At 68.6% G+C, this 12,618-nt stretch carries 13 protein-coding genes; 3 read left to right on the top strand and 10 right to left on the bottom strand.

What is annotated here, in order from left to right; all coding sequences use genetic code 11:
* Positions 1 to 7: 7 nt before the first annotated feature.
* Positions 8 to 214 (bottom strand): hypothetical protein, encoded by a 207-nt coding sequence (locus C1927_RS18785; protein WP_108747462.1) that lies wholly within the window; start codon positions 212 to 214, stop codon positions 8 to 10.
* A 111-nt stretch (positions 215 to 325) separates the two neighbouring features.
* On the opposite strand from C1927_RS18785, the gene C1927_RS18780 reads away from it, so the two are divergent.
* Positions 326 to 1,102 (top strand): SDR family oxidoreductase, encoded by a 777-nt coding sequence (locus C1927_RS18780; RefSeq protein WP_079223656.1) that lies wholly within the window; start codon positions 326 to 328, stop codon positions 1,100 to 1,102.
* Between the two features lie 103 nt (positions 1,103 to 1,205).
* Here the strand turns inward: C1927_RS18780 and C1927_RS18775 are convergent, their stop codons facing one another.
* The 9 genes from C1927_RS18775 to C1927_RS18735 form a co-directional block, all read right to left on the bottom strand.
* Positions 1,206 to 1,934 (bottom strand): hypothetical protein, encoded by a 729-nt coding sequence (locus C1927_RS18775; RefSeq protein WP_108747461.1) that lies wholly within the window; start codon positions 1,932 to 1,934, stop codon positions 1,206 to 1,208.
* 41 nt (positions 1,935 to 1,975) lie between these two features.
* Complete coding sequence (locus C1927_RS18770) at positions 1,976 to 2,683, bottom strand: DUF4124 domain-containing protein (RefSeq protein ID WP_108747460.1); 708 nt, start codon at positions 2,681 to 2,683, stop codon at positions 1,976 to 1,978.
* A 43-nt stretch (positions 2,684 to 2,726) separates the two neighbouring features.
* Positions 2,727 to 3,287, bottom strand: coding sequence for a Sua5/YciO/YrdC/YwlC family protein (locus C1927_RS18765; protein ID WP_079223653.1), 561 nt, complete (start codon positions 3,285 to 3,287; stop codon positions 2,727 to 2,729).
* 123 nt (positions 3,288 to 3,410) lie between these two features.
* A complete protein-coding gene (locus tag C1927_RS18760) occupies positions 3,411 to 5,876 on the bottom strand; it encodes a DNA topoisomerase I (protein WP_108747459.1) in 2,466 nt (821 codons plus the stop codon).
* A gap of 250 nt (positions 5,877 to 6,126) precedes the next feature.
* The gene (locus C1927_RS18755; protein WP_079223650.1) at positions 6,127 to 7,083 is read right to left on the bottom strand and encodes an RDD family protein; all 957 of its coding nucleotides are present in this window, start codon (positions 7,081 to 7,083) and stop codon (positions 6,127 to 6,129) included.
* Positions 7,084 to 7,138: 55 nt separating this feature from the next.
* Entirely contained in the window at positions 7,139 to 7,876 is a 738-nt protein-coding gene (locus C1927_RS18750) for a GYF domain-containing protein (RefSeq protein WP_108747458.1), read from the bottom strand.
* Between the two features lie 39 nt (positions 7,877 to 7,915).
* The gene (locus tag C1927_RS18745) at positions 7,916 to 8,389 is read right to left on the bottom strand and encodes a DUF494 family protein (protein WP_079223647.1); all 474 of its coding nucleotides are present in this window, start codon (positions 8,387 to 8,389) and stop codon (positions 7,916 to 7,918) included.
* 43 nt (positions 8,390 to 8,432) lie between these two features.
* Positions 8,433 to 9,566, bottom strand: a complete 1,134-nt coding sequence (gene dprA, locus C1927_RS18740; RefSeq protein WP_254051503.1) for a DNA-processing protein DprA — start codon at positions 9,564 to 9,566, stop codon at positions 8,433 to 8,435.
* Positions 9,567 to 9,803: 237 nt separating this feature from the next.
* Positions 9,804 to 10,931: a LysM peptidoglycan-binding domain-containing protein gene (locus C1927_RS18735; protein ID WP_108747456.1), complete on the bottom strand. Its 1,128-nt coding sequence runs from the start codon at positions 10,929 to 10,931 to the stop codon at positions 9,804 to 9,806.
* A 129-nt stretch (positions 10,932 to 11,060) separates the two neighbouring features.
* Here C1927_RS18735 and def point away from each other — a divergent pair, with 129 nt between their 5' ends.
* Complete coding sequence (gene def / locus C1927_RS18730) at positions 11,061 to 11,573, top strand: peptide deformylase (protein WP_079223642.1); 513 nt, start codon at positions 11,061 to 11,063, stop codon at positions 11,571 to 11,573.
* A 121-nt stretch (positions 11,574 to 11,694) separates the two neighbouring features.
* Complete coding sequence (gene fmt / locus C1927_RS18725; protein WP_108747455.1) at positions 11,695 to 12,618, top strand: methionyl-tRNA formyltransferase; 924 nt, start codon at positions 11,695 to 11,697, stop codon at positions 12,616 to 12,618.

The raw sequence follows: 12,618 nt of genomic DNA, 5'->3' as shown, positions 1-12,618 counted from the left end.
CCGTGCGTCATTGCGTTGCCTCAGCCTCGGCCTTGCGCTCGCGTGCAGCAGCGTCGTCCACGGTCTTCTGCACGCCGTTGGCGCGGTCCAGCGGCTGGTTGATGGCCTTGGCCAGCGCCTGCGGCTCCGGCGGCTTCTCGGGGTTGGGCGGGGCCGGCCGTTGGCAACCGGCCAGCAGTGCGACCGACAGGCAGACGGGTATCAGCAGACGCATGGTGGTGCTCCGGGGCGGGTGATGCAGGCAGTGTCGCACTGTCGTCACCTGCCGTCCGTGACGCGTATCCTTGCGGCATCGAAATACAGCGGGCGCGGCCCCGGAGGACTCATGACCCAGCAACGGTGGCGCCTGGATGGGCAGACGGCCCTGATCACCGGCGCCAGCGCCGGCATCGGCCTGGCGATCGCGCATGAACTGGCCAGCTTCGGCGCTGATCTGATGATCGTCGGCCGTGACATCGACATGCTGGAGACCGCGCGCGACGAACTGCTCGACGTGTATCCGCAGATGCAGGTGCACGCGCTGGCCGCCGATGTTTCCGATGACGAAGACCGCCGGCAGATCCTGGACTGGGTGGAAGACCACAGCGATGGCCTGCACATCCTGGTCAACAACGCCGGCGGCAACGTCACCAAGGCGGCGACCGAGTACTCCGAGGACGAATGGCGCCAGATCTTCGAGACCAACCTGTTCTCGGCGTTCGAGCTGTCGCGCTATGCGCACCCGCTGCTGGCGCGGCATGCGTCCTCGGCCATCGTCAATGTCGGCAGCGTTTCAGGCCTGACCCATGTGCGCAGTGGCGTGGTGTACGGCATGACCAAGGCCGCCATGCACCAGATGACCCGCAACCTGGCCGTGGAATGGGCCGAGGATGGCATCCGCGTGAACGCGGTGGCGCCGTGGTACATCCGCACCCGGCGCACGTCCGGCCCGTTGTCCGATGCCGATTACTACGAAGAAGTGATCAACCGCACGCCGATGCGCCGCATTGGTGAGCCGGAGGAAGTGGCTGCAGCAGTGGGCTTCCTGTGCCTGCCAGCATCGAGCTACGTCACCGGCGAGTGCATCGCGGTGGACGGTGGCTTCCTGCGTTACGGGTTCTGACGCTTTCGCAATCACGGTGCGCGGGGTAGTGCCGGCCGCTGGCCGGCAGCAACAGATCGCAGCACAGCCGGCCAGCGGCCGGCACTACCTTGGATCGCAGCACTCAATCCGGTACCCGGCAATCACTCGCGGCCAGCACGGCCTGCAGCCGTTCGCGCTCGGCGCGTGCGTCATCGCGGTTGTCCGCCGAGGCAAAGCGCTCGCGGCCGCGTGCAGTGCGGAAGCGCTGCTGCCAGCTGCCACAGCGCTGCGCCTCGGCCACTTCGGTGCAGCGGTCGCGGACCACCTCGCAGCTGGCGGCATTGACCGGGGTGGCACCGCCCAGGCCGCTGACGTTCATCAGCTCGCAGCGACCCGGTGAGGCTTCGTACTCGTGCAGGTACTGCCCGCCCTGCGAATCCAGGCACTGGAAGATGGGCGGCAGCGGCAGCTTGGGCAGCGCCGTGTCATCGACCGTCGCATCGCCGGGGCGTGGCAGCAGGGCGCTGTCGAGGATGGCATCGCCGCCTTCGCGTTCGACCATGTAGGCCTCGCTGATGATGCGTTCCTGGCCCGCGCGCGCGGGGGCGGGGGTGGGGGCCGGCGCCGGCACCGGGGCGGCTGCTGGCGGTGCGGCCGCGGCTGCGGCCGGCGCTGCCGGTTCGGGGGCTGGCGGCGGTGCGGGTTGTGCGGACCCGGGCAGCTTCACGATCGACTGTTTCATGCCGGCCGCGCACGGCACGCGCTGCACGACAGGCACGTCGCTGCTGCCGGTGCAGCGGTAGATCACCATTTCGTCAGCTGCCGCAGTGCCGGGCAGCAGGCACAGCGCCAGCCAGATCAGTTTGTTCATGGCAGCAGCCTACAACAGCGGCATCTACCAAAGCGCAGCGCTCAGCCGCCGCTGCAGTCCTGTGACAGGCGCGCGTCGATGCCGCGCTGCTCGGTGCTGATGGCGGTGCGCTCGCTCTGCAGCGCGCTGTTGTAGCGGCGGTCCAGCTCCCAGCGGCGGTCGCGCAGGCGCGAGCAGACTTCGCGTGCCGGCAACTGGGTGCAGGCGTCGCGCACCAGCACGTTGCCGCCGGGCACGTTCACCCCATAGCCGAGCGGAGGCCGATGCACCGGAATACCTGCACCGCCGGGCGGCGGCCCGATGCCGATGGCGCCACCCCCCGGGCCTGGGCCCGGCGGTCGCGGGCGTTGCCCGCCATAGGGGCCCGACGGGTACCAGACCGTGGTCCATACCGGCACCCAGCGCGGATTGCCCTCGTTGTTGTCGCTGGTATAGCGGCTGCCATCGTCGCGCACGCATTCGTACATCGGCTGCGGCGGCTGTATGTAGACGTGGCGCACTTCGCGCACGCCCATGTCCGGCGTCGCCGCTGGCGCCGGCGGCGGAACATCGGTGCTGGCGGTACGCGGCGGCGGGTCGCGCGGCCGCTGCAGGTCGCGCACTTCCTGGCGGCCACTGCTGCAGGGCTTGTCCTGCAGGGCGACGGCGCCATTGCTGCCGACGCAGCGGTAGACCCGCACGTCATCGGCGGCGAGGGCCGCCAATGGCATCGACAGTGCCAGGCACAGGGCAGGGCGCAGCAGCTTCATGGCTGCAGCCTGCACGCATTGCCGTGGCGGCGCAATCGGCGCATCAGGAGCGCAGGATGCTGCCGCTGAGCGCGTCGCGGATGGGCGTCGGCTGGGCCAGGCCACCGGTCTGGCCATCGAGGAGACCGTCCAGCAGCCGCAGCAGGCGCGGGTCCAGTTCTTCGCGGCTGCGCGCGGGCGGCTCACCGGCCAGGTTGGCGCTGGTGGACACCAGCGGCCCGCCCCAGGCACGGCACAGCGCCGACACCAGCGGGTGGGCACTGATGCGCACGGCAATGCCGCTGTGTTCACCGGTCACCCAGTGGCGCGCGCGGGGGCCGGCGGGCAGGATCCAGGTGTTGGCGCCGGGCCAGCTGGCCAGCACCGCGCGCTGCCGCGCATCGGGCAGGGCCTCCAGGCGGACCCAGCCTTCCAGCTGCGGCAGGTCGGCGGCGACCAGGATCATGCCCTTCTCGACCGGGCGCTGCTTCAGGCGCAGCACCATGTGCACCGCCGCCTCATGCGCGGGGTCGCACCCCAGGCCCCAGACGGCTTCGGTCGGGTAGGCGATCACGCCTCCCGTGCGCAGCGTGGCCACAGCAGTATCGAGGGTGAGTTCTTTCATGGGGGATGGCCGGCCCGACGTGGGGCTCCATTATCCCCCTGCGGCGTGCAGAACGGGTGGTGGGTGGTGGGTGCGGACCGTTGGTCCGCACATTCCGGCAGATCATCCACGCATGGCGTGGATCTACTTCTTCACCGCTTTCTTGACGGCTTTCTTGGCCGCCTTCTTGGCCGGAGCCTTCTTCGCCGCGGCCTTCTTGGCCGCCGCCTTCTTCGGCGCGGCTTCCTTCTTCACTGCCGCCTTCTTCGCCGGTGCCTTCTTCGCAGCGGCCTTCTTGGCGCCGAAGCCCTTGCGCACCGGCTTGCCGGTTTCTTCCATCAGCTGCTGCACTTCAGCCAGGGTCAGCGAGGCCGGCTCACGATCCTTGGGGATCTTGCCGTTCATCTTGCCGTCGCTGATGTACGGGCCGAAACGGCCGTTCAGCACCTGGATGTCGCTGCCTTCGAATTCCTTGATGATCCGGTTGCGCGCGATCTCTTCCTTCTCCTCGACCAGGAACACCGCACGGGCCAGGTCGATGGTGTAGGGGTCGTCTTCCTTCTTCAGCGAGGCGTAGGTGCTGCCGCGCTTGGCGAACGGGCCGAAACGGCCGATGCCGACGCTGACCGGCTCACCGTTGTCCTCGCCCAGCGCGCGCGGCATCAGGAACAGTTCCAGCGCGTCTTCCAGGGAAATGGTGTGCATCGACTGGCCGGGGCGCAGCGAGGCGAACTTCGGCTTTTCCTCGGCGTCCTCGGCGGTGCTGCCGATGGCGGCATACGGCCCGAAGCGGCCCAGGCGCACGCTGACCGGCTTGCCGGTCTTGGGGTCGGTACCCAGTTCGCGGGCACCGCTGGCCTCGGCGCGGTCGACCGATTCCTTCTTGTCTTCCACCAGCTCCTTGAACGGTTCCCAGAAGCGGGCCATCAACGGGATCCACTCTTCCTCGCCGCGCGAGACGGCATCGAGCTCGTCCTCGAGCTTGGCGGTGAAGTCGTAATCCACGTACCGGGTGAAGTGGCTGGACAGGAACTTGGACACCGCACGGCCGACGTCGGACGGGCGGAAGCTGCGGCCTTCCATTTCCACGTACTTGCGGAACAGCAGGGTCTGGATGATCGAGGCGTAGGTCGAGGGACGGCCGATGCCGTACTCTTCCAGCGCCTTCACCAGCGCCGCTTCGGTGAAGCGCGGCGGCGGCTGGGTGAAATGCTGGTCGGCCACGATGCGTTCCAGGGGAATGCGGTCGCCCGGCTTCATCGCCGGCAGCTTGCGGCCTTCGTCTTCGTCCTCGGCGCTCTTGTTGTCCTTGCCTTCCTCGTACACGGCCAGGAAGCCAGGCACGACCACGGTGGTGCCGCTGGCGCGGAACACGTGTTCGCTGCCGGCGGACAGGTCGACGCTGACGGTGTTGAGCGTGGCCGGGATCATCTGGCAGGCCACCGCACGCTTCCAGATCAGCTCGTACAGGCGGCGCTCGTCGTCGGTGAGGAAACGTGCGACCTGGGCCGGGGTCCGCAGGGCCGAGGTCGGGCGCACGGCTTCGTGCGCTTCCTGGGCGTTCTTGGACTTGGTCTGGTAGGTGTTGGGCTGGTCCGGCAGCGAGGCGATGCCGTAGTCACGGGCGATCACGTCGCGGATCTCGGCCAATGCGTCCTGCGACAGGTTCACCGAGTCGGTACGCATGTACGAGATCAGGCCGACCGTGCCTTCGTCGCCGATGTTGACGCCTTCATACAGCTTCTGCGCCACCTGCATGGTCTTGCGGGTGGTGAAGCCGAGCTTGCGCGAGGCTTCCTGCTGCAGGGTGGACGTGGTGAACGGCGGCGCCGGACGGCGCTTGCGCTCCTTGCTGGCCACGTCGGTGACGTGCAGCGAACCCTGCGCCGCCTGCTGGATGCGCAGGCGGGCAGCCTCGGCGGTATCGCCGTCGGTGACAGTGAACTGCTCGAACTTCTGCCCGTCCAGCTTGATCAGCTTGGCGTTGAAGTGCTGGCTGGGGTGCGCGCACTCGGCGCCGATGGACCAGTATTCGCGGGCGATGAAGGCTTCGATCTCTTCCTCGCGCTCGACGATCATGCGCAGTGCCGGGCTCTGCACGCGGCCGGCGGACAGGCCGCGCTGCACCTTGCGCCACAGCACCGGCGACAGGTTGAAGCCGACCAGGTAGTCCAGCGCGCGGCGCGCCTGCTGGGCGTCCACCAGGTCGCTGGCGATGGCCCGCGGCTGGTTGATGGCTTCCTTGATGGCGCGCGGGGTGATCTCGGTGAAGACCACGCGCTGCATCGGCTTGTCCTTGACCAGCCCGCGTTCCTTCAGGATCTCGGCGATATGCCAGCTGATCGCTTCACCCTCGCGATCCGGGTCGGTCGCCAGCAGGATGTCGTCGGCGCCCTTGGCGGCCTTGGCGATGGCATCGACGTGCTTCTCGTTCTTGTCGATGACGTCGTAATGCATGGCGAACCCGTTGTCCGGGTCGACCGCACCTTCCTTCGGGATCAGGTCGCGCACATGCCCATACGAGGCCAGGACGGTGTAATCCTTGCCGAGGTATTTGTTGATCGTCTTGGCCTTGGCCGGCGATTCGACGATGAGCAGGTGCTTGGGCATGTCGGGAAAGGTCTGTGGGCGGACCGGGGGAAGGGGCCGCTAGGGTGGAGCAAACGGCCGCATTAGTGAAGCGGCCACGGGCAAATCCATAAACTGAACGCCCGGTAATGTGCCGGGCGTTCAGGTTTCCTTATTAGAGGAATCACGCCCGAGCCACCCGTGTCAAGCGGCCCGGTGTGAGGAAAAGCGTGGCGGGATGGCGATTCCCCCGTCCCTCGTGCCCTGTCGCGGGCCGGGGCAGGGGGAGGGCTTACGACTGCCTGGCAGCCATCACCACGCTCATCACCAACAGGCCGGCATAGGCCAGCGCGGCCAGTATCGCCAGCACGATGACCACAACGGTGACCGTGCCCAGTTCGTGGCGCTGGCGGTCCGGGTGGTCGGTGTAGGCCCATTTGTCCACCACCAGGGTGTCCGCGATCATGTCGTGCAGGCCCTGCTTGCGGGCGGTCATGCCGGCCATGAAGCCAGAGACGATGTAGGCCAGGCCACAGCTGAACACATAGGACAGGAACAGCGCGGCCCAGCGGCCCAGGCTGCGGCCGGTGCCCAGGCGCTGGCCATCGGTGCGGACGACCTTGATGCCGACGGCCATCTTGCCCAGCGTGGCCTGGCGGGCGGAGGCGTGCATCATGGTGAAGTACACGGCCTGGATGACGGTCGGCAGCCCGTACACGCCCAGCACGATGAACAGCATCATGCCCGGGGAGCTTTCCGGCGAGTTGAGGTCGCCCATGAAAGCGGTCATGCCGCCGAACATCATCGCGCCGACCACGAACACCACGACCAGCACGCCGATCATCACCATGGAATCGATGGAGGCTGCGGCAAAGCGCTTCCAGAACCCGGCATAGACCACCTCGCCACCGGTCACCACCGTGGTGTCGGCATAGCCGCCTGCGGCGCTGGGGGCGCTGTAGGGCGAGCTGAGGGCGCCGGTACCCGGCAGCGGCGCGGTGCCGTTGTCGATGGCGGCATAGTCACCGCGCAGGTCGAAGCCGCCCGAGGCGGTGTTTTCGCTGGCGTCGGCCAGGGTCTGCAGGCCCAGCTCGTCCACCACCTGGCGCAGGGCGGCCCACTGGCCCATGCCCTCGCGCCACACCAGCGTGTCCAGGGTCAGCTGCCCGCGCTGGAATCGCTGGCGGATCTCGGTGACCGGGAACGGTCCCTGGCGTTGCTGTCCTTCGGCAAAATACCACTCAGTCATTGCTGTCCCCTGTTGGGTCGTCCTTGGAAGTCATGCCGCCTGCGTGGCCGGCGGCTCAGCCGCGGCACTGCACGGGCAGGTATTTGTCGTCGCTTTCGCCGGTGCATTCCCAGCGGCCGCTTTCGCGGTCGTACTCCTGCCACAACAGGTCGCCGTCGATCGCCTTGCCGGGAACGGCCAGGGTGGCTTCGATGCCGCAATGGCCGTTGTTGAAGCGGCCGATGTGCACCGCCGACAGGCCCTGGCTGGCGAAGCTGCCCGCTTCGGGGAAGCCGGCGTCGTTGGCACCCGGGCAGCGGCCCTGGTCGTCGGCGAAGCGCTGCACCTGTTCCTTCAGCGGCTGCAGGGCGGTGACCGCACCGGCCACCTTGGCCTTGAGGATGTAGTCGTTGTAAGCGGGCAGGGCGATCGCGGCGAGGATGGCCAGGATCGGCACCAGCACCAGCAGGGCGACGCCGCCGATGATGGCGGTCAGCGCGCAGCCGGACAGGCCCTTTTTGGGCGGCGGCAGGGTCGTGCTGGCGGCGGCGCTGGCGCGGTAAGGCGCTTCCGGCGGCAGGATGGGCGGTTGCGGAGCGGCCGGCGGCGGCGGGACACCGACCGGGGCGTCCACGGCCGGCACGATCAGGCCAAGTTCGTCGACCACGCTGCGCAGGGGCTGCCATTGCGGCAGCCCGTCGCGCCAGACCAGGGTGTCCAGGGTGATTTCGTTGCTGCGGAAAAGCTCGATCAACTGTTCCGCCGGCAACGGGCCTTGCTGGCGGTTGCCTTGGGCGTGAAACCACTCACTCACGGGGACGCTCCTGAATGCGCTCGGTCCCCAAGTGTAAGGTCAGTGCAGGGGTTCTGGCTCGTCCATGAACATCTGCGTTTCCATCCAGGCATAGGCCGCTTCGGCGCCCGGCTGGTTGAACAGCACCATCAGCACGACCCACTTCAGGTCGTCCAGGTCCAGTTCGTCCTGGTCCAGGGCCATGGCACGGTCCAGCACCAGCTCGCGCTGGTCGGCGTCGAGGATGCCGTGCTGCTCCAGGTACAGCAGGAAGCCGCGGCATTCCACGTCCAGCTTGTCCAGCTCGGGGCCGTGGAAAACGCGCACGGGACCGTCGACCCGGGCCTGCGCCACGCTCGGCCGCTGGGCAGCCAGCGCGTCGAGCCAGTCAAAGGCCTTGTTGATCTCGGTGGGGCTGAAACCGGCCTGGATCAGGCCATTCTGCAGCGAGTCGCGGTCGCGGATCAGGTCCGCATCTTCGCTGAAATAGTGTTCAAACAGGTACAACAGTACGTCAAGGATGCTCTCTTTCATTGCCCCTCGGCCTGCGTCGGGCGACGCTGTGGAGGTGAAGAAACTAGGGAGTTCGACAGTAGCGGCCGTGTACGCACACCACGATTCCCGCCAGTTCCATGGCCAGCAGCATGGAGGACACCTCAGGCGCCGTCAATCCACAACGCGTGATCAATGAATCCATACCGCTTGGGTTGTGGTCCAGTGCCTGCCACAAGCTCTGGTAGTCAGGGTCGTTCGCCCACCGGTCCGGCAGGTCTGCCGGCGAAGCCTGTTCAGTGGGGGTGGCAAGGCGGCTTTGCAAGCCGGGCAGTTGCTGGCGCAGGGCAGGGGCCAGCAGCTCCAGCATGTCTTCGGGCCGCTCGATCAGGGCCACGCCTTCACGGATCAGCCGGTGGCAGCCGGCCGCGCGCGGATTCAGCACCGAACCGGGCACTGCGCCGACCTCGCGCCCGGCCTCCGCCGCCAGGCGCGCGGTGATCAGGGCGCCGGAGCGCTGCGCGGCCTCGATGACCACCGTGGCCAGGGCCAGCCCGGCCACCAGCCGGTTGCGCGCCGGAAACTGCCCCGCCCGCGCCGGGGTGCCCGGCGGGTACTCGCTCAGCACGGCACCTTCGTCGGCGATGCGGGCCTGCAGGCGGACATTGCCGGGCGGATAGGCCTGGTCCGGGCCGGTGCCGATGACCGCCACCGTACGCCCGCCCGCATCCAGCGCGGCGGCATGGGCGGCCGCATCAATGCCGGCCGCCAGGCCGCTGGTCACCGCCAGGCCGGCCTCGACGAAGCAACCGGCAAAGCGGGCGGCGAGGGCGCGCCCGGTGGGCGTCGGCGAGCGGCTGCCGACCACCGCCACCGCGGGATGCCAGGCCAGGCTGGCGTCACCGGCCACGAACAGGGCCAGCGGTGGCTGCGGGATGTCCTGCAGCAATGGCGGAAAGGCGGGATCGGCGCAGCCCAGCAACTGCCGGCCCGGTTGCTGCAGCCAGCGCAGAGTGGTGGCCAGCGCTGCGGGGTCGGGCTGCTGCAGTGCTGCGCACTGTTCCGCCGAACAGCCATGGGCGCGCCAGCCGGCCACCCCCAGGGCGAGGGCGGCGTCGGCATTGCCGCTGGCCAGCAGCAGGGCGCGGCGTGGCGCCAGCGGGCCGCCGGCCAGGGCCAGGCGGGCGAGGGCATCGGGGGCGGAGGTGGAATCAGGCATCGCCCGACTATCGGCCACGAGCGACGAAGGCGCCCTAGGGCGCTTTCGCATGTTGCTGTCAGGGGAGTCCGCCGAAGGCGGGTAGAGTCGACCGTTGGTCGACTACCGCGGACGGTCGGGAGAGCAGTCGACCAACGGTCGACTCTACCGGGGTCGCCCGCTGGGTAGAGTCGACCGCTGGTCGACTACCGCGGACTGTCGCGGGCGGTTGGGAGAGCAGTCGACCAACGGTCGACTCTACTTCGCGTCCGGGTGCTGGGCGCTGTAGCCCACCTTCACCGGCTTCACGCCCTGCATCACCAGCGCGTAGCTGACGTTGTCGAAGGTGCGGAACACCATCGCGTGGGCGGCGTACTCGTCCGGCAGGCTGACCCGGCCCGCGCCGGTGGACGGCGAATCGTCCATGCGCGAGGAATTCGGGTACTTCATGCGGTGGGCGACATGGCTGCCCTGGCGCCACAGCGAGAACACCGTGCCGTTGTCCACGCCCTGGCTGCGGCCGGCCGAGATGGCGATGACATCGCGCGGGCCGCCGGCATTGAACATGTCGGTCACGGCCAGCACGCGCACGTCCAGGCCTTCCAGGCTGGCCGCCGGCACATGCGGGAAGAACTGCAGGTCGTACGGCTGGGCTTCCACCGGGACCAGGCGGTCACCGGCGCGCACTTCGCGGCCGTTGGTGTTGGCGTCCAGCACCAGGGTGGAGGCTTCGGTCTTGCCGCCAGCCACCTTGGTCAGGGTGCCCAGGCCGACCTGGGCCAGTTCATAGCCCAGCACGCCGCGGCGGTGGTTGGGCGCGTTGTAGGCCTGCCACAGGTTGCCGCTGCCCGGGGTGACATCGCCGTTGGCGGTCAGGTCCTCGGTCGGCTTGGGCTGGCCGTAACGCACGGTCGGGCGGACCACGGCCCAGCGCTGGCCCACCTGGGCATCGGCCAGGCGGACATACACGGTCTGGCCGCTGGTGGCGCGCAGGCGGTTGTCTTCCAGGCCGGCCACGTAGGGCAGCTGGTCGATGCTGTCGACCACGCGCAGCTGCTTCAGGAAGGGTTCGACCTCCGAAAGCGGCACGCCGGTCACCGGGGCTTCCGTGCGCGGGCCGGGCTGGGCCGTCACGCGGTCCAGGTAGGCCAGGCTGAGCACGTCACCCGGGTAGATGAGATGCGGGTTGGCGATCTGCGGATTGGCCTGCCAGATCTCGGGCCACAGCCAGGGTTTCTGCAGGAAACGTCCTGCGATGTCCCACAGCGTGTCCCCTTTGCGGACCACATAGGTGTCCGGGTGCCCGCCGTTCACTTCAACGGCGGTAGCATAGGCAGCCACGGTCAGCATCGCCGCAGCGACGACCGTACGAAAACGAAGCAACATAGGTGCGAAGCCCTGATTCCCCAACAGGTTCGCGCACTATAGTCCAGAAACCGGGGCGCAAGGCAAGCGTTGCAGATAGAATCTGCGACGTATGCCGGCGTATCCCCGGCCCCCAACCCGGAAACAGCCATGGCCCTGCTCCCCATTCTTGAGTTCCCCGATCCGCGCCTGCGTACCAAGGCTGCGTTGATCGATGCCGCCGAGGTCACCACCCCGGCCTTCCAGACCCTCATCGACGACATGTTCCAGACCATGTACGACGCCCCGGGCATCGGCCTGGCCGCCAGCCAGGTGGACGTCCACAAGCGCTTCATGGTCATCGACGTGAGCGAAGAGAAGAACGAACCGCGGGTGTTCATCAACCCGGAAATCGTCGCCAAGGACGGGGGCCAGGTGTACCAGGAAGGCTGCCTGTCGGTGCCGGGCATCTTCGCCGACGTGACCCGCGCCGATTCCATCACGGTGAAGTTCCTGGACCGCCAGGGGCAGCCGCAGGAGCTGAGCACCGACGGCCTGCTGGCCGTGTGCGTGCAGCATGAGATGGACCACCTGGACGGCAAGCTGTTCATCGATTACCTGTCGCCGCTGAAGCGCGAAATGGTCCGCAAGAAGCTGGCCAAGCAGCGCAAGCACGTCGCCTGACCGCCATCGCGGGCCGCCCTTCACGGCGGCCCCTGCCTGCGCTTACGGCGCGGGCTGTACGGCGCCGGCCGACGGCGCCGTTGTTCTTTCTGCACGAATCCATCCTGCAAGTGGGGTAGCCATGAGGATTGTCTTTGCCGGTACGCCGGAATTCGCGGTGTCGTCGCTGCGTGCGGCCGCGCGCCATCACGAGGTCGTGGCCGTCTACACCCAGCCCGACCGCCCGGCCGGCCGTGGCCGTGGCCTGGCGCCGTCGCCGGTCAAGCTCGAAGCGGTCGCCCGTGGCATTCCCGTCTACCAGCCGGAAACCCTGAAGGACGAGGTCGCCCAGCAGCAGCTGCGTGACCTGCAGCCGGACCTGATGGTGGTGGTGGCCTACGGCCTGATCCTGCCCCGCGCCGTGCTGAACATCCCGACCCACGGCTGCTGGAACGTGCACGCCTCGCTGCTGCCGCGCTGGCGTGGCGCCGCGCCGATCCAGCGCGCGATCCAGGCCGGCGATGCCACCACCGGCGTGTGCCTGATGCAGATGGAAGCGGGCCTGGATACCGGCCCCGTGCTGCTGCACCAGGAGCTGGCCATTGCCGACACCGCCACCGGTGGCGACCTGCATGACTCGCTGGCCGCGCTGGGCGCGCAGGTGCTGTCCGACGGCCTGGGCCTGCTGCGCGCGGGCATCAAGCCGATCGCGCGGCCGCAGCCGGCAGAGGGCGTCACCTACGCACACAAGCTGGACAAGGCCGAAGCGAAGCTGGACTGGGTGCAGGACGCGCAGGCACTGGCGCGCACCGTGCGTGCGTTCAACCCATGGCCGATCGCCGAAGCGCAGCTGGCCGGCGAGCGCGTGCGCATCCATGGCGCCGTGGCACTGGATCTGGCCCACGGCCAGGCCCCGGGCACCGTGCTGGCCGCCGGCCGCGAAGGCATCGACATTGCCTGCGGGCAGGGCGCCCTGCGCCTGCGCGTACTGCAGCGCGAGGGCGGCAAGGCGATCACCGCCGCCGATTACCTCAATGCGCGCCGCGACCTGCGCGTGGGAGCGTAA

The sequence above is a fragment of the Stenotrophomonas sp. ZAC14D1_NAIMI4_1 genome, assembly GCF_003086775.1.
Classification (GTDB): Bacteria; Pseudomonadota; Gammaproteobacteria; order Xanthomonadales; family Xanthomonadaceae; genus Stenotrophomonas.
The sequence above is the reverse complement of the archived record's forward strand: the minus strand, read 5'-3'. Positions and strand labels throughout refer to the sequence as shown.